Source organism: Bdellovibrio bacteriovorus (assembly GCF_048286975.1).
GTDB classification, from domain to species: Bacteria; Bdellovibrionota; Bdellovibrionia; order Bdellovibrionales; family Bdellovibrionaceae; genus Bdellovibrio; species Bdellovibrio bacteriovorus_H.
Genome location: NZ_JBLVRT010000002.1, coordinates 84,551 through 100,002, shown reverse-complemented (window position 1 = coordinate 100,002; position 15,452 = coordinate 84,551). Strand labels below are relative to the sequence as shown.

At 50.5% G+C, this 15,452-nt stretch carries 17 protein-coding genes; 11 read left to right on the top strand and 6 right to left on the bottom strand.

The features are described 5' to 3' along the window. Positions 1-27: 27 nt before the first annotated feature. Positions 28-204, bottom strand: a complete 177-nt coding sequence (locus tag ACNQKP_RS08800; RefSeq protein WP_162145200.1) for a hypothetical protein — start codon at positions 202-204, stop codon at positions 28-30. On the opposite strand from ACNQKP_RS08800, the gene mbhE reads away from it, so the two are divergent. The 7 genes from mbhE to ACNQKP_RS08765 are packed head-to-tail and all read left to right on the top strand — an operon-like array spanning position 137 to position 7,049. Next, on the top strand, positions 137-2,683 hold the full coding sequence (mbhE, locus tag ACNQKP_RS08795) for a hydrogen gas-evolving membrane-bound hydrogenase subunit E (RefSeq protein WP_330935310.1): 2,547 nt from the start codon (positions 137-139) through the stop codon (positions 2,681-2,683). The two genes, ACNQKP_RS08800 and mbhE, sit on opposite strands and share 68 nt — an antisense overlap. After that, positions 2,680-2,976, top strand: coding sequence for a sodium:proton antiporter (locus ACNQKP_RS08790; protein ID WP_417864224.1), 297 nt, complete (start codon positions 2,680-2,682; stop codon positions 2,974-2,976). The genes mbhE and ACNQKP_RS08790 overlap by 4 nt, the downstream gene beginning before the upstream one ends. Continuing rightward, the gene (locus ACNQKP_RS08785) at positions 2,973-4,433 is read left to right on the top strand and encodes a complex I subunit 5 family protein (protein ID WP_374027287.1); all 1,461 of its coding nucleotides are present in this window, start codon (positions 2,973-2,975) and stop codon (positions 4,431-4,433) included. Before ACNQKP_RS08790 ends, ACNQKP_RS08785 begins: the two co-directional genes overlap by 4 nt. Next, positions 4,430-4,768, top strand: a complete 339-nt coding sequence (locus ACNQKP_RS08780; RefSeq protein WP_417864222.1) for a Na+/H+ antiporter subunit E — start codon at positions 4,430-4,432, stop codon at positions 4,766-4,768. The genes ACNQKP_RS08785 and ACNQKP_RS08780 overlap by 4 nt, the downstream gene beginning before the upstream one ends. Beyond that, on the top strand, positions 4,765-5,022 hold the full coding sequence (locus ACNQKP_RS08775) for a monovalent cation/H+ antiporter complex subunit F (RefSeq protein ID WP_041583559.1): 258 nt from the start codon (positions 4,765-4,767) through the stop codon (positions 5,020-5,022). The genes ACNQKP_RS08780 and ACNQKP_RS08775 overlap by 4 nt, the downstream gene beginning before the upstream one ends. Continuing rightward, positions 5,019-5,348, top strand: a complete 330-nt coding sequence (locus ACNQKP_RS08770) for a cation:proton antiporter (protein WP_374027284.1) — start codon at positions 5,019-5,021, stop codon at positions 5,346-5,348. Before ACNQKP_RS08775 ends, ACNQKP_RS08770 begins: the two co-directional genes overlap by 4 nt. Before the next feature lie 27 nt (positions 5,349-5,375). Beyond that, positions 5,376-7,049 (top strand): glycoside hydrolase family 13 protein, encoded by a 1,674-nt coding sequence (locus tag ACNQKP_RS08765; protein ID WP_417864220.1) that lies wholly within the window; start codon positions 5,376-5,378, stop codon positions 7,047-7,049. On the opposite strand, the gene ACNQKP_RS08760 is transcribed toward ACNQKP_RS08765, so the two are convergent. Beyond that, positions 7,046-7,609: a HutD family protein gene (locus ACNQKP_RS08760; RefSeq protein WP_417864218.1), complete on the bottom strand. Its 564-nt coding sequence runs from the start codon at positions 7,607-7,609 to the stop codon at positions 7,046-7,048. The genes ACNQKP_RS08765 and ACNQKP_RS08760 overlap by 4 nt on opposite strands. Positions 7,610-7,907: 298 nt before the next feature. Here ACNQKP_RS08760 and ACNQKP_RS08755 point away from each other — a divergent pair, with 298 nt between their 5' ends. Continuing rightward, on the top strand, positions 7,908-8,231 hold the full coding sequence (locus ACNQKP_RS08755; protein WP_088565014.1) for a KH domain-containing protein: 324 nt from the start codon (positions 7,908-7,910) through the stop codon (positions 8,229-8,231). Here ACNQKP_RS08755 and ACNQKP_RS08750 read toward each other — a convergent pair. The 4 genes from ACNQKP_RS08750 to ACNQKP_RS08735 are packed head-to-tail and all read right to left on the bottom strand — an operon-like array spanning position 8,228 to position 10,463. Beyond that, positions 8,228-8,635: a serine protease spb1 gene (locus tag ACNQKP_RS08750; protein ID WP_417864216.1), complete on the bottom strand. Its 408-nt coding sequence runs from the start codon at positions 8,633-8,635 to the stop codon at positions 8,228-8,230. The two genes, ACNQKP_RS08755 and ACNQKP_RS08750, sit on opposite strands and share 4 nt — an antisense overlap. An 8-nt stretch (positions 8,636-8,643) precedes the next feature. After that, entirely contained in the window at positions 8,644-9,537 is an 894-nt protein-coding gene (locus ACNQKP_RS08745) for a serine protease spb1 (RefSeq protein ID WP_417864215.1), read from the bottom strand. Further along, a complete protein-coding gene (locus ACNQKP_RS08740) occupies positions 9,538-9,960 on the bottom strand; it encodes a FixH family protein (RefSeq protein WP_417864213.1) in 423 nt (140 codons plus the stop codon). Further along, positions 9,957-10,463 carry a thioredoxin-like domain-containing protein gene (locus ACNQKP_RS08735; RefSeq protein WP_417864211.1) on the bottom strand — a complete coding sequence of 169 codons (507 nt, stop codon included), beginning with the start codon at positions 10,461-10,463 and terminating at the stop codon, positions 9,957-9,959. The genes ACNQKP_RS08740 and ACNQKP_RS08735 overlap by 4 nt, the downstream gene beginning before the upstream one ends. A gap of 168 nt (positions 10,464-10,631) precedes the next feature. Here ACNQKP_RS08735 and ACNQKP_RS08730 point away from each other — a divergent pair, with 168 nt between their 5' ends. The 3 genes from ACNQKP_RS08730 (at position 10,632) to ACNQKP_RS08720 (ending at position 15,404) form a co-directional block, all read left to right on the top strand. After that, complete coding sequence (locus ACNQKP_RS08730; protein WP_417864210.1) at positions 10,632-12,722, top strand: site-specific recombinase; 2,091 nt, start codon at positions 10,632-10,634, stop codon at positions 12,720-12,722. After that, on the top strand, positions 12,722-13,447 hold the full coding sequence (locus ACNQKP_RS08725) for a dolichyl-phosphate beta-glucosyltransferase (RefSeq protein ID WP_417864208.1): 726 nt from the start codon (positions 12,722-12,724) through the stop codon (positions 13,445-13,447). The genes ACNQKP_RS08730 and ACNQKP_RS08725 overlap by 1 nt, the downstream gene beginning before the upstream one ends. 334 nt (positions 13,448-13,781) lie before the next feature. After that, a complete protein-coding gene (locus ACNQKP_RS08720; RefSeq protein WP_417864206.1) occupies positions 13,782-15,404 on the top strand; it encodes a S8 family serine peptidase in 1,623 nt (540 codons plus the stop codon). Positions 15,405-15,452: the final 48 nt, after the last annotated feature.

The window sequence follows — 15,452 nt, the reverse complement described above, 5'->3', positions numbered from 1 at the left end:
CATTCAAAGTTGTTCAAAACCCGCATCTTAGGAACACTTTAGACAGTAAACATAAGAGGTGCGGATGCTGATGTACTGGGTGATTTTTTTCTTTCTTTTGGCACTCACGGCTTCTTTGTGCTTGCGTCTGCCGGCTGTGATCTGGCGAGTGATTTTTTTGCTGCCGTATCTGGGGGCCTTTGGGGAAAGTTTAAAACCCTTCATCGAACAATCCTGGCCTTTTCCCCGTGATGGTTTGACAGACTTTTTTGCCTGTATCGTCAGTGGGATCGGGGCCTGTGTTTGTGTGTATGCCGGAACTTACTTTAAAACTGTGGAAAGGCGCCGGTTTTTTCCGCTCTTTTTTGCTTTCACCGGGTGCATGCTCGGGGTCCTCTGGGCTGACAATATTTTCGTGTTTTACGGTTTTTGGGAAGCCACAGGTCTGTGTTCTTTTCTTTTGATTGGATTCAAATTCGCGGATCCAGACGTGCGCAAAGGTGCCAAGCAGGCGCTGGTCCTGAATATAGCCGGGGGGCTCTGTCTGCTTTTGGCCTTGCTGATGCTGTCCCAGGCCTCGGGCAGCAACTCGTTGCTGGATATTCTTTATGGTCGCACTGAATACCAACACAGTCAGTTGACGATGCTGATGATCATGATTGCCGCCATGATCAAGTCAGCCCAGTTTCCCTTTCATTTCTGGTTGCCTGGGGCCATGGTGGCTCCCACTCCAGCCAGTTGTTATTTGCACTCCGCCACGATGGTGAAGCTGGGGGTGTTTTTACTGGCAAGGTTCAGTCCTTTGTTTGATCAGAATCTGGATTGGCTTATGACGTTGGGTCTTGTCGGGGCGGCGACACTGATTTGGGGTATGATTGTGTCGTTGACCAAGACCGACCTGAAACAGCTTTTTGCATGGACCACGGTCAGTTCCTTGGGTGGGATGTGCATGCTGGTGGGATTGCATGAAGCCTATTCCTGGAAGGCCTTTTTTTCCTACATTCTGGCGCACTCTCTTTACAAGGCCAGTCTGTTTATGTGTGTTGGTAACATCGACAAACAAATGGGCGGGCGCAGTCTGGACCATGTTTCGGGTCTTTATCGTCGCATGCCCCTGACTTCGCTGGCACTGTTGATGGCGTTGGGTTCTATGATGGGTCTTCCATTCAGCATGGGTTTTTTAAGCAAAGAGTATCTGTTTAAATCCGCTCTGGCGTTAAAGTTCCCGGGCTCGTTTCTGGTGCTGGCACTGTTGGGGGCCAGTATCATGTCGATCGTCGTGGGTTATCGGCTTATTGTCGTGATTTTTGCGCGCCAGGAAGACCGGCAGGTCCTGCGTGAGGTGCCCACAACCATGTGGGGGCCACCTCTGCTGCTGGCTTCTTGTGGCTGGATGGCCGGTTTTTTTCTGGCGGATATCAACAAATATTTTCTGAACCCGGTGGTGTCTTCCATCGTACTGAGAAACGTGGAGTTGAATCTTGAAATGTGGACGGGGGTGAATCTGGCTTTGATTCTCAGTCTGATTTCCCTGGGGCTGGGAACTTTTCTGGCCGCCCGGTATGCCGGGGTGGTCACGAAAGCGGCTGTATGGTTGAAGGGATTGTACAAGCCGTCTCCACGAGTCGGCTATATGGGAACACTGGCAAAAAAGATCATGGACCGGCTGCAAAGCGGGCGATTGAGTTTTTATATTCTGTGGATGCTGATGGTGCCTTGTCTGATCCTGCCGTGGGTTCTGCCTTTGCAGGAATATGTGCCATCTCTAAAAACAGATGAACTGATTCTTTTTCAGATGATTCCGTTTGTGCTGGTGGTGCTGGGCCTGCTCCCGATGTTGTTAAGTGTGAAACCGCTACTAAAAGTGGTGGGCTTGGGCGTCGTCGGGATCGGCATCAGTCTGTTTTACCTGAGTGTGGGCGCCGCGGATCTGGCCATGACTCAGATGGCGGTCGAAACGCTTTCTGTTGTTGTGTTGACTCTGTCTCTGGTTTTTCTCAGGCCGAATCCGTCTGGATTCAGTGTGGTGTACCGAAGTGTACGTGGGATTGTGACGGCGGGGGCCTTTGTCGGCGCATTGCTTTTGTGCGGAGTTATGGCCGACGGAAAACTTTCTTCCCGAGTGGCTGATTATTATCGGGAGAACGCCCATCCTCTGGGAAAAGGTCTGAATGTCGTGAATGTGATTTTGGTCGACTTCCGCGCGATGGACACCTTTGGTGAAATCACGGTTCTGGGAATTGTTGCCATGGGTGTTCAATTCATGTTGTTAAGAAGGCGACGTCTGAACCTGACTTTGCGGCCGTCCACTATTTTGCACACTTCGGTTCGGGTGATGGCGCCTTTGTTCACATTAATTTCTCTGATCCTTCTTTTGCGCGGGCACAATGCGCCGGGTGGTGGCTTTATCGCAGGTTTGGTGCTGGCAATTTCATTTACATTTTACGGTCTGGTTTTTGGGGAACAGTGGGCGCGCAGGGTGCTGGTCCTGAAACCCTTAAGCTGGGTGTGCACCGGACTGGTTGTGGCTTTTGTCGCCGGATGGGTGCCCGTGCTGCTGGGAAAACCCTTTTTGACGGCGGTGTGGTTGCCAGGCTCGTTGGCGTTTCTAGGGACGCCCTTGTTGTTTGATGTGGGTGTTTATCTGCTGGTGTTGGGAATGGGCACAAGCTTGTTCTTTGCTTTCTTGAGGAGGGATGTATGATTGATTTTCTTTCTCTGAGCATTGCCCTGCTTTTTGCTGCCGGGGTCTGGTTGCTCTTGTCCCGGGATTGGCTGACTCTGATTTTAGGACTGAGTGTTCTGGGGCACGCGGTGAATTTGCTGATTCTGAAAAGTGGAGGCCTGCAAGGGGATGATCATTTAATTCAGGCCCTGATTCTGACGGCGATTGTGATCGGCCTGGGGATGATGGCGGTGCTGTTGGTGCTGGCCAGTCAGGGGCTTAAGTATTCCAAGTCCCGGGATGCGGACTTCTTGCCGGAGGACTCGGAATGATTGTGGCTCCGGTGCTTATCAGCTTTATTACGGCTTTGCTGACTTATTTGTGCAGAAAAAATTCCCTTTTGTTGCGAGGTGTGTCTTTGGCGGGCTCAGTGGCGGCCCTGGCAGTGGCTGTGCATTTATTTTTGCTGGTGGATGAGGGCGGTGGGCAAACTGTGCAGATCGGGAACTGGCAGTCACCCTTTGGTATTTCATTTGCCGTGGGTTTGTTTTCGTCGCTGATGCTGGTGGGAAGTTCGCTGGTGGCCTTGGTGGGGAATCTGTGCATGCAGGCGCTGCTAAATCGTCAGTGGGAACTGCGTGGATACTATACTTTGTTTCACTTTATGATGATGGGTGTGTTTGGCGCCTTTTCCACCGGAGATCTTTTTAATTTGTATGTGTGGTACGAAGTGATGCTGGCGGCCTCGTTTTTTCTGGTGGCGATGAGTCGTTATCGCACTTCCGTCACCGGAGCTTACAAGTACGCGGTTTTAAGCATTCTTTCCTCTGTGGCTTTTTTGATCGGCATTGCCTTTATTTACAACACCGCGGGCAGCCTCGATATCGGGGATCTGATTCAGTACCAGCGCACCTATGGCCAGAATCTGGGCGTGGTCGTCGGGCTGTGTTGTCTGGTGATGGCGTTTTCAGTGAAGTCGGCGCTGTTTCCGTTCTTTTTCTGGATGCCGGCGGCATATCCGGTGACGTTGACCGCCGTGGCCGGAGTTTTCGCAGGCTTTCTGACCAAGGTGGGAGTTTATTCCCTGATGCGCATCCTGGTCCCCGTGTCGACCCTGCCCGGAAGTGAAAGACTGCTGCCGCTTTTATATGTCCTGGCGTTGATTTCGATGATCCTGGGGGTGTTGGGGGCACTTTCTCGTGACAACATGAAAGGCATATTGGCTTTTCATAGCACTTCACAAATCGGTTACATGGTCCTGGGTCTTTCGATGGGAACATCGGCAGGGATCGCGGCCTGTGTGTTTTATATGATTCATCACATGCTGGTGAAAACGAATTTATTCTTCACCGTGGCCGTAATGGAAAAAGTCACCGGCACAAGTTTTGTTTCAGAGTCCGGCGGGTTATGGAAGGCTCGTCCGCTGTTGGGGTTGGTTTTTGCTTTTTCGGCGTTGTCGCTGGTCGGTGTTCCGCCGTTGTCAGGTTTTTGGGCGAAGGTTCTGACTTTGGAGGCCGCCTTGATTGAAGAGCGGTGGCTTGCGGTGGCCATGGCGTTGGTGGTCAGTCTTCTGACCCTGATGTCGATGCTTAAGATCTGGAATGGTGTGTTCTGGAAGCCCGCGGTGTCGTCACTGCCAGAGAACGACCGGCAGGGCCGCGTGCGCTGGCTGGGGGTGCCGCTGTTGACGATGACCCTGCTGATTTTAGGTGTGGGGTTGGGCTTTCAACCCTTGGTGAACCTGACTGAAAGAATAGCCCAGGAACTTTTGGACGGAGGCCGTGGATGATGCGTGTTGTGTGGACCTTGGAAGTGCTGTTGAAGTTTGTGTGGGACTTCTGTGTGGCTGTGCTGCAGGTGGTGTCCTGGGTGTTTCGTCCCAATCGTTATATGAAGCCTGCGATCGTGCGTCTGCCGTTGGATATCAAAAGTGAATGGGGCATCTGGTGGCTTTCGCTGATTATATTTCTGATTCCCGGTTCCATGGTGGTTCGAGTGAGGCAGGATCTGGGGTTGTTGTATGTGCACCTGCTGCACACCCATGACGCCGACAAGGATATACAAACTTTAAAATCCCGCTTTGAACACAAGCTGCGTTTGATTCTGGGGGAGGTGAAGTCATGATTTATATAATGATCTCGGCTTTGATTATGTCGGCCGGGCTGGCCATGTACCGCTGTATCAAGGGGCCGGACTGGATGGACCGGGTGATGATTTTTGATCTTTTGAACAACATTGCTATTGCTTCGGCGGTGTTGTTTGCGGTTTTCAGCAATAGCGAGGACGCGGTTTCCCTGATTTTGGTGCTGGCTCCGCTGTCTTTTCTTTCAAATACGTTCTTTGTGTTTTTACTGGAACGGAAAAAGGATCTGTTATGAGCGTCATTGTGCAGGTGCTGTTATTGTTGGGATGCCTTTTGATTTTGTTGGCCTCTGTCGGAGCAGTGAAGTTCCCTGACACGCTGACGCGGATGGCGGCCGTTTCCAAATCTTCGACATTGGGTGTGGTTCTGCTATGTGCGGGCGCCGCCGTGCATTTTGGTGATGTCTTGATGGGGGGCTTGCTGGTGCTGGCGGCCTTGGTGCTGTTCCTGGGCATTCCGGTATCTTCGTACCTGATGGCGCGAGTGCGGGTGCGCAACTCCCGGATTATCCCGCTTCAGCTGAAGAGAAATGATTTGCAGTCCGATGAGCCGTCAGTTTAAATTCGAGGCTCACAAGGGGTCTTAGCCGTGTCCGAATTTCAGAAGAATTGGTGGAAAGAAGCAGTTGTATATCAGGTTTATCCTCGCAGCTTTAAGGACTCCAACGGAGACGGCATGGGGGACCTGCAAGGTCTGATCTCCAAGCTGGATTACCTGAAAGATCTGGGCATCAATGTTATCTGGATCTGTCCTATGTACAAATCCCCGCAGGACGACAACGGATACGACATCAGCGATTACCAGGATATTCACCACGAGTTTGGCACGATGAAGGACTTTGACCAGCTTTTGCAGCAGGTTCATGCTCGCGGAATGAAGCTGATCATCGATCTGGTTGTGAATCACACCAGCGACGAACATCCTTGGTTTATCGAGTCCCGCAGCTCCAGAAACAATCCCAAGCGCGACTGGTACATCTGGCGTGATGGTAAGAACGGCAAAGAACCCAATAACTGGGAAAGTATCTTCAGCGGTTCGGCGTGGAAGTTTGACGAACTGACCCAGCAGTACTTCATGCATATTTTTTCCAGCAAACAGCCCGACTTGAACTGGGAAAATCTGGATATGCGCAAGGCCGTCTATGACATGATCAACTGGTGGCTGGACAAGGGCATTGATGGGTTCCGTGTGGATGCCATCAGCCATGCCCGCAAAGAGCCGGGCCTTGCTGACATGCCCAATCCGAACAATCTTGAGTATGTCCCGTCCTATGACAAACACATGAACGTGAATGGCATTCAGGAATATCTGAAAGACCTTTGCACCAACACCTTCAACAAGTACGACATCATGACCGTGGCGGAAGCCAACGGTGTGTCGGCGGAAAATGCGGAAGAGTGGGTGGGCACTGCACAGAAGAAATTCAATATGATCATACAGTTTGAGCACGTGGGCCTGTGGGACGCAAATCCCGAGCGCCGGGTGGATCTGGCCAAGCTCAAATCCGTTCTGGGCCGCTGGCAAAAAGGCCTTGAAGGCCGTGGCTGGAATGCGCTGTTCGTGGAAAATCATGATGTGCCTCGTATCACTTCCAAATGGGGTGATATTCAGAATTACTGGCGTGAAAGCACGACCTCGATTGCGACCATGTATTTCATGATGCAGGGAACCCCTTTCATTTATCAGGGGCAGGAAATCGGCATGACCAATACGGTCTTTACCGGGCCTGAGGACTTTAACGATGTTTCTGCAAAAAATATTTTCACAATTCGCCGCAGGCAAGGGGCGACAGATGCCGAGATCACGGCAGACCTTGCCAGTGCCTCTCGAGACAATGCCAGAACTCCCATGCAATGGGATGCTTCTGAGCAGGGTGGTTTCACCACAGGTCGTCCTTGGTTGAAGGTGAATCCGAATTATAAGACCATCAACGTCGCAGCTCAGGAGCAGGATCCAAATTCAGTTCTGAATTTTTATCGCAATCTGATTCGTCTCCGCAAAAATCATCCGGTATTCATCTATGGTGTCTATGACGAGGTTCTTGGCAAGCATGATCAGATCTTTGCTTACACCCGCACTGACGAGAATGAAAAAATGCTCGTGATGGCCAACATGACGGGCAAGCCTGCGAAATTTGATCTGCCGGGAATCAGTCTGTCTTCGGCGAATCTTTTGATGGCGAATCAAACCGTGGCTGATCACAGTCAGATCACCGGTGGAGAGCTTCGCCCGTTTGAAAGTCGCATCTATAAAATAAACTAAATGGGGGAAAGCGAGATCTGATAGTATCCCAGGGTCTCGCTGGCCGTGTTTTGGATTTTGATCTGGGTTTCCCGGGTGAGCTTAAAACAGTCTTGCACTTCCGCTGTTTGGCCGTCCAGGCGCATCTTGCCTTGGACCACGAAGAAAAAGTGAATCTCTTCTTTCAGGGACATCACGGATTCGCTGACGGCGGGCAGGGTGTGAAACTGCATGCGTGCGCGGTGGGTTTTGGGATTGAAGATAAGTCCCAGGTCCCGTACGGGGGAGCCGATCAGCTGACAATCGGTGTGATCGTCCCCAGAAAACTCGCATACCTGCAGCGGCAGAAGCGGATTTTGATTCAACATCAGGCCATCGCCTTCGATCACACTAAGTAAACGATCATAACCTTCAAAGATTGAAAATGGATTCGACGCCGTCACTAAAGCAGAACTCAGGCGCCACGCATAGGGCTGACTGCTTTTGATTTCTGCCGGAGCCAGGTCAATTTGATCTGTGACACCAAGGCCGTTCTTCCAGGGCATGCGTTGATAAGTGGAGCTTTTCAGAAGTTGAATCATCACACTATTAGAGGAAACTTCCGACAGGATGTCCAAGAAATCTCGCAATTGAAATTACACTGAATACCTGGCTCGGACAGTGCGAAATAAACTCGAGAATAATTTCTTGATCCATTCTATTTGACACTAAGTAACCCCGGAATTTTCGGTAAGTGCGAGTCTCTTTGAGAAATCTAAAAAAAGTGCCTAACTCTTGGTGGGGTTCTTACAGATTTTGAATTACATTTGCCAAATCCCCCTTTAGTTTGATTATTACAAAACCGAAATGTTTCTTGTTGATATAATTGGAGTGAAACAAATGTCTGGCCTAAAAGAGATCAAAGTCATTCGTAAAAGACCTGAGATCAGTCCCAACCAAGACCAAGATCGAGAGAGTGGTCGCAGCCTGCTTGAGACTTTGATCCGAGGATTGGTCGATTATCCTGATACGGTTTCTGTAACTTATATGGTGGGCGATAAGACGACTGTCTATAAGGTGGAGTGCGATCAGAAGTGCCTGGGACAGGTGATCGGCTGCAAAGGCAAGAACATCAGCGGCATTCGTGCGGTTCTTTCGGCAACATTGGCCCGAAAAGGCATCCGGGCCATCGTGGAAATTCCATACTTTGTGGTTGAAGCCTAAGGCTTCACCACCACAGTCATTTCGCTCTTCTCATTATTGATCCAAACGCGGATCAGCCATTTACCCGGCATCACAAAGTAAGCTTCAGAAATCAGGAAAGTTCCCACTTCCTGTTTTTCGATTTTTACCGGTGATGTTCCATGGCCGTGGTGGCCCATGTTCATCCACAAATCCACTTTCAATTGAGCCGGATCCACCAGGACGGGTACAGAAGCCGTGCTGGTCTGATCATATACTTTCAGGATAAACGGCGAATCTGTGTTTTGATTTGGCGCCTGTGCAAACTCAATAGTTGCACATAATTCGCTGCCAGGGAAAGAAAGCGGGCAATCTGCGGATTGTTGAGCTGAAGCTGTTACAGATGCCAGCATCAGACCTGCAGCAAGCATGAAGTTCTTAAACATAAAATCTCCTAACGGGGCCACCGCTGTTGGTAGCTCAGATTAATGGTATTAGATAAACTTGAATTAACGGGATTGCCGATCAGACTTTGATCGGCGTAGCTGACGGTTACAGCCGATTCCAGATTGATCATGTAACTTCCGGCAACACTTAGCGTGAAGTTCTTTTGTGCGTGCCCCTCTGAAGTCGTTGAGCCGCTGATGGCAATAGCTTCTTCATACAGAAACGCCAAAGTGCTTCCCAATCGGAAGTCCCCGCGGTTCCAGCCAACGCCCAGGCTTTGCGTTGTGCCCCAGCCCGGACGGATGGTGGCTTCGCCGTTATAGGCTTCTCCTGAAGCGGTCCTTTCAAAAGACCTGTGAAGCTCGGAACTGAAATTAAAGTCCCACACCTTCCAGGCCTTGATCAGAGCCAGTCCTGCCCCCAAAGAGTAAAAGCCGCGGCCCCGAATGTCCGATGCATTCAAAGCACTGTCATAAATGGACGGGCTTGTGGGCAGGGTCAATTGCAGGAATGTGATCCCGCGGGGTTTCCAGGCAGAATATGTCAGTTCAGGGAAGGTCTCATGCCCCAGATACAGCGACACATCCCCAAGGCCTGAACTGGGGTCAGAGGTGCGGCTGTTTTTGGAATGCACAGGCAGGGAAAATCCACCCTGAAGGCTGTCGCTTAAAAGAGCGGCCCCTTCAAGCTTTAGCATCTGCGCGCGGTTGTCGTCTTTGCGGCGGATCCACTTGCCGCTGGATAAGACATCATCGGTGATTTCAGACTGGCTGATTGTGCCGGTGATCTGAGCCTTGTCATCCCCCAGAATCAAAGCGGGAAATGAAAAGCTGCCGCCACAGCAGCTTGCTGCCAAAGCCGGAGATCCTGAAAGAAATAAAAGCGCAGCCAGCAGTTTCATCTAAGGCACCACCAGTGGTACAAAGACCTGATCCCGGGTTGTCTGGGTGTCTTTCAGAACGATGCGAATTTCCCAGTCGCCGGGCATGATGAAAAAGACCTTAAAGACACGGAACTTGCCATCACCCAGAGATTCAATTTTCACTGGAGATGAACCATGTCCCATGGAAGGCATCCATAAAATCACCGAAAGATTTTCAGCAGCCACCGCAGAGTTGAAACGAAGTTCAAATTCAGAAAAGTCCGTGCTGGTGGGGTTTTGTTTCCAGATCAGCTCAGCGCAAATATTTTCTTTGCTGAAATAAAGCGGGCACGTCGACTGCGGGTCGTTCTGCTCATTGTTCACCGCCGGTGTCTCCGGCAGATAGTCGGGACGGGCGCAGGCACAAAGGGTCATTGCGAAAAGCACAAGCAGATGTTTCATGCTTCATCCGCTCTTTGGATGTAACAGCCCAGAGCGCGACCTTCTTTGTGGCGGGAGGGTTTGCCCGCTTGCAGATCTTCAAGGACTTCTTTTAAGAAGTGCTTTTTCGCAGTAGGGCCGACGTGACTGTCCGTGACTCCACCGTGATAAAGCACTTCTCCAGTGGGGCTAAGAACAAAGGCGTGAGGGGTCTTCAAAGCGCCCAGTTTGTTCGCCCAGTGGCTGCGAGAATCCTGAATCACCGGGAATAATAGTCTGGCTTCGCGGAAGTGATTTTGTGTTTCTTCAAGGTTTTCATCCGAGTTGGAATGAATTCCCACGAACTGGAAGTCCTTGTATTGTTGAGCCATGTCTTTCAATAAAGATTCATGGCTGGCTGAACACGGACACTTGGCGGAAAGAAACACGATGATTGTGGCCTTTTGGTTGGCGGTGGCAAAAGTCTTCGTCTCGCTGCTAATCACATCCAGCCCTGACAGGCTGGTGATTTTATCAGCTCCCATAGAGATTTGAGAGAACATCAAAAAAAGGATGAAAAGCACACCGTTTCGCATTGCGAACTTCTAGCACGATGAGGGATGGGGAGAAATGCCACAAATGGTTGCGTTGTGCGTTGCGGCTTTGGGCAGAATCCCGCGTGCCTTTGAATTGGGATTCTGTAAACTTTCTATATGTTTACAAAGATCAAAGCCTTCCGAAATCGGTTTATTCAGTACAAAAGAAGCAGCAAGGTTCACAGTGACCTGGATGTGCTTTTAGGTTCGGCCTCAGAGCAAAAACAACTGGAAGATCAGCTCCAGTGGCTGGTTCGGCTGCTGCAATGGGTTCGCTATGAGGGCGCCGTGGATGCGCATATTGAAAAAGAAACGGGCCGTTTGCCAGTGGCGCGGTTGCGCTATCTGCTGATGGTTCTGGAGCGCAATCCGCAATGGAAAAAATCCGTGGCGGTGATTCTTCGAACTGTTGTTCACGAAGTCAGCGGCCTTGAGCTTTACACCGAAACGGGTCTTCCGCGCGAACTGGGATTATGGAGTGAACTTTCTGATCGTCTGATGATGAAGATGCTGCCGACACCACCGCTGGATCATGAGCTGGGGTATTTGTTCTGGGCTCTGTTCCCGGAAAAAGAAGACCCGTTGTGGGTGGCCTCTATTGATCCAGGAACCTTTGAACGTCTGGTGGAGCTGTTCAATTACGAAGTCGGTTCAGACGAGAAAGACTGGAACCGCTTCGGCATGGATCTGGAGGATGCGCTGGTGTACCTGGTTATTCAGGTGCGCGCGATCGGACTTTCTCCGGCGATCCGTTATCGCCTGGACAAACCCAACTTCCGCGATTCTGCTTTTTTTGCGCTGGTCCGCGGCCTTGAAGAGTTTATGAATGCCTATCATGCCGGGGATCGCAACCTGGCATTGGAAAAGGCATCGCGCTTTCGCATGATTATCTGGGAGTGCCGTCGCGAAATGGCCCAGGTTCACAAGCATCTGGATGAATATGGCGTCAGTGTCAATCTGGTGTTCCAGATGGCCCGCCTTCGCACTTATCTGCAGCGGGTGGACAGTCTGCTTGAGATTTTGCTCAATGAGCGTGTGGATTCGAAAAAAGTCACCAGCTTCCTTTCGAAACTGATTGAGGAAAATCAGGACCTGCGAAGCATTTCATCGCTGTTTTCCCAGAACGTGTCTTTGCTGGCGCGTAAAGTGGTTGAACGAGCCGCAGAAACCGGTGAGCACTATATCACCCGCACCAAGGACGAATACCGCCGCATGCTTCAGGCTGCGGGGGGTGGCGGAGCTCTGACTGCAATCACGGTGTATGTAAAAACCGGGATTCTGGCTCTGGGGCTTTCCAGTTTCATGGAAGGGGTTTTTGCCTCTATGAACTATGCCTTGAGTTTCGTGGCCATCCATCTGGCCGGATTCACTCTGGGAACGAAGCAGCCGGCAATGACGGCACCCGCACTGGCGGCAAAAATGCAGGACGTCGACAGCGAAAAGGGGATGAATGATCTGGTGACAGACATCACGCATTTGATTCGTTCGCAGGTGGCGGCAATCGCCGGGAACGTGATGTTTGTGGTGCCATGTGTGATTTTGATTGATGCTTTGTTCTTTATGCTGTTTGGCGGGCATCTGATGTCCCATGAAAAAGCGGTGTATGCCTTTAAGTCCGTCGACATCTTTGGGCCGGCATTGTTGTTTGCTGCGTTCACCGGTGTGCTTTTGTGGTTCTCAAGTTTGTTTGCCGGATGGGCTGACAATTGGTTTGCGCTGAATTCTTTGCGCAAGACCCTGGCTCGCAGCCCGACGTTGAAAGCTGTTTTTGGCAAGCGCGGGGCCCGCAGCATTGCCGTGTTCTTTGAAAATAACATCTCGGGCCTTGTCGGGAATATCTCCTTGGGTATTTTGCTGGGGATGACTCCAGAGATCATGAAATTCATCGGCCTGCACCTGGATGTGCGCCATGTGACGTTGTCGTCCGGAACCCTGGGCGGTGCCTTGCCGGTCCTGGGTGTGGACTTTATGAAGTCCTGGGAGTTCTGGCGTGCGGTGATTGGGATCTTCTTTATCGGTGCGCTGAATGTATTGGTCAGCTTTGGCATGGCCCTGTGGGTGGCAATCAAAGCCCGTGGCATTAAGCCGCCTCAGCGTAAAGCCATTCGCAAGGCGGTGATGAAAAGATTCTTCTCCAGCCCTTTGAGTTTCTTCCTGCCGGTGGGTTCCACCGTGCCGAAATCCTCCACTGGAAACCATGGTCACTGATGCGGAAAGTTTCGGTGGTCATTCCGGCGTACAATGAAGAAGAGCGTCTGCCGGGCACCTTGCAGCGGCTGCGCGAGCTGTCTTCTTCGGGTGCGTTTGAAGCCGAAGTCTGTGAAGTGCTGGTGATTGATGACGGCTCCCGCGATCACACACGTGAAGTTGTGGAAAAACTTCGCGAGCTGTGGCCTGTGCTTCGGCTTTACAGTCTTCAGGAAAATCGCGGCAAAGGGGCGGCTGTTAAAAAAGGTCTGATTGAATCCCGCGCTGACTGGATTCTGGTGGCGGACGCGGATATGGCGACCCCGTGGGAAGAGCTGAATAAGCTTCTGTCCTATTCAGATAGTGCTGACTTGATCATGGGATCGCGCGCGCTGCCGGACAGTCAGATTGAAGTTCGTCAGCATTGGATTCGCCAGACGATGGGAAAGATCTTTAATCGCATCATGCGCTTTTTCATCGGCCTTCCATATAAGGACACTCAGTGCGGTTTCAAACTTGTGCGCAATGAAGAGGTGTTTCGCAGCAAAGTGCTGCCGCTTCTTTCAGTGGAGCGTTTCGCCTGGGATGTGGAGTTGATTTTATTCATGGAAAAATTCCGTCTGCGCGTGCGCGAAGTGCCGATTCGCTGGCAACACAAAGAATCTTCTCGTGTGCGCATTATACATGACAGTGTTGAGATGCTTTTTGCTATTCGCCAGATGCGCCGTCGCCTTAAAAAGGCCTGATGCCGGGGTTCTCCGGCTGCACAAGAACTGCTCATGAACAAAAAAGTGACGACGCAAAATGTCATTTACTTTGATTTAATATTGTGCAGCTAATTCCAAATAAATGATGGTATCTATAAGAGAATCTAATACTAAAGGCCGCTCTGGTCCTAAAATCGAACTGGGGTGCCACTTTGGAACCCCCACCCTCATGACAGATTTTTTCACTTTTCTGGTGCCAAAAAAATATTTAGGTGGTTCCAAAAGAGTACTTGATAAATCTTTCAAGCTGAAATGAAGTGCCTCTCCATGAGGACTTCAATTGTTGGAGTCCATGGATATGGGGGGAATTTTAATGAAATTCAACGTGTTTGCACTCATCGTATCAGTGCTTTTCGCGACATCAGCTCAAGCAGAGCGCGTTCTAGTGATCATGAAAGACCAACAGTCTTTCAATAAAGCTCACATGGCTTATAAGATGAAGGGGTCTTATGCGTCTAAGGGCTTGGACTTGGGAGTTCAATCTCAAGCCGTAGGTCAACTTGAGGACAGTCTTGCGAATTTGAACTCACTAGTTGTTAATACTGACAACGACGCTCAAATTGAAAAATTGAAAGCGAATCCGGCAGTGGCTTACGTTGAGAAGGAAATCTTCCACGACGCTCCAGCTCCAGTAAAAGGTTTCTTGGGTCAGGCCCGTCAATCTTCTCAGGCTAAATTGGGTCAAAAAACTCCATGGGGTATCCATGCAGTAAAAGCGACTCAGGCTTGGAATAAATCCGGCCGCGGTGCTGGCGCTCGCGTACTTGTGTTGGACACTGGTATCGACGAAGCTCACCCTTCTTTGGCTGCTAACTTCGAAAAAGGTAAAGACTTCACTGGCGACAGCAACGGTTCTGACTTCACTGATAAAGTAGGTCACGGAACTCACGTAGCTGGTACAATCGCAGGTGTTCTGGACAACACAGGTTTCACTGGTGTTGCTCCTAAAGCAAAAGTTCTTGCGGGCCGCGTGTGCTCTGAGCAAGGTTGCTCTAACGTAGCAATCGCTCAAGGTATCAACTGGGGTATCCAGGAAAAAGTAGACGTGATCTCCATGTCTTTGGGTGGCGCTTGGTCCACTCCTGCTGAAAGAACTGCAGTAGCTGCCGCTGATAAAGCTGGTATCACTGTTGTAGCGGCTTCCGGTAACAACGGTTCCAACCGCGTTTCTTACCCAGCTGCTTTGTCCACTGTTATTGCAGTAGGCGCAGTTGACGTAAACTTGCAAAAAGCAGATTTCTCTCAATACGGTCCAGAATTGGCTGTAGTGGCTCCGGGTGTTGCGGTTGTTTCTTCCGTACCACAAGGCACTGGTCGTGAATCTGCAGTATCCGTTTCCAACGGTCAGAAAACTGTAAAAGTTGCTTCTTCCACTTTCCAAGGTGCAAGAGAAATCCTGACTCCAGAAACGAACGTACTTGTTCACGCTAACTTGGGTAAACCAGAAGACTTCGCTAAAGTAGACGTTAAAGGCAAATATGCTTTGATCTCTCGCGGTGAAATCACTTTCGGTGACAAAGTTAAGAACGCGATCAAAGCTGGTGCAGCTGGTGTGGTTGTTTACAACAATGCTCCGGGCCTGATCCAAGGTGCTTTGACTGATGACGGTTCTGTTCTTCCAGTAGGCGTGTTCATGATCGAACAAGCTGTTGGTCAAGAGCTGGTTCGTGTAATCAACTCCGGTAAAGTAGCAACTGCAACTTTGCACACTATGGCAACTGACTACGCTCCATTCGACGGTACTTCCATGGCGACTCCTCACGTATCTGGTGTTGTTGCTTTGATGAAAGCTGCGAACAAAGCTTTGACTGGTGCTCAAGTAAAAGAAATCTTGAAGCGCACTGCGACTCCACTGACTCCAAACTCTGCTAACGAGTTGGGCGCTGGTATCGTGAATGCGGAAGCGGCTGTTCAAGCTGCGATCGACGCGAAGTAATTTTCGCTTCAAATTCAGATCTTTTAAAGACGGCTTTCCTTCGGGAAG

Excerpts from the sequence above, each read along its gene's own strand:
- ACNQKP_RS08800 (WP_162145200.1), bottom strand. The coding sequence starts at position 204 with ATGAAGGGTTTTAAACTTTCCCCAAAGGCCCCCAGATACGGCAGCAAA.
- ACNQKP_RS08790 (WP_417864224.1), top strand. The coding sequence starts at position 2,680 with ATGATTGATTTTCTTTCTCTGAGCATTGCCCTGCTTTTTGCTGCCGGG.
- ACNQKP_RS08785 (WP_374027287.1), top strand. The coding sequence starts at position 2,973 with ATGATTGTGGCTCCGGTGCTTATCAGCTTTATTACGGCTTTGCTGACT.
- ACNQKP_RS08780 (WP_417864222.1), top strand. The coding sequence starts at position 4,430 with ATGATGCGTGTTGTGTGGACCTTGGAAGTGCTGTTGAAGTTTGTGTGG.
- ACNQKP_RS08775 (WP_041583559.1), top strand. The coding sequence starts at position 4,765 with ATGATTTATATAATGATCTCGGCTTTGATTATGTCGGCCGGGCTGGCC.
- ACNQKP_RS08770 (WP_374027284.1), top strand. The coding sequence starts at position 5,019 with ATGAGCGTCATTGTGCAGGTGCTGTTATTGTTGGGATGCCTTTTGATT.
- ACNQKP_RS08760 (WP_417864218.1), bottom strand. The coding sequence starts at position 7,609 with ATGATTCAACTTCTGAAAAGCTCCACTTATCAACGCATGCCCTGGAAG.
- ACNQKP_RS08755 (WP_088565014.1), top strand. The coding sequence starts at position 7,908 with ATGTCTGGCCTAAAAGAGATCAAAGTCATTCGTAAAAGACCTGAGATC.
- ACNQKP_RS08750 (WP_417864216.1), bottom strand. The coding sequence starts at position 8,635 with ATGTTTAAGAACTTCATGCTTGCTGCAGGTCTGATGCTGGCATCTGTA.
- ACNQKP_RS08745 (WP_417864215.1), bottom strand. The coding sequence starts at position 9,537 with ATGAAACTGCTGGCTGCGCTTTTATTTCTTTCAGGATCTCCGGCTTTG.
- ACNQKP_RS08740 (WP_417864213.1), bottom strand. The coding sequence starts at position 9,960 with ATGAAACATCTGCTTGTGCTTTTCGCAATGACCCTTTGTGCCTGCGCC.
- ACNQKP_RS08735 (WP_417864211.1), bottom strand. The coding sequence starts at position 10,463 with ATGGGAGCTGATAAAATCACCAGCCTGTCAGGGCTGGATGTGATTAGC.
- ACNQKP_RS08730 (WP_417864210.1), top strand. The coding sequence starts at position 10,632 with ATGTTTACAAAGATCAAAGCCTTCCGAAATCGGTTTATTCAGTACAAA.
- ACNQKP_RS08725 (WP_417864208.1), top strand. The coding sequence starts at position 12,722 with ATGCGGAAAGTTTCGGTGGTCATTCCGGCGTACAATGAAGAAGAGCGT.
- ACNQKP_RS08720 (WP_417864206.1), top strand. The coding sequence starts at position 13,782 with ATGAAATTCAACGTGTTTGCACTCATCGTATCAGTGCTTTTCGCGACA.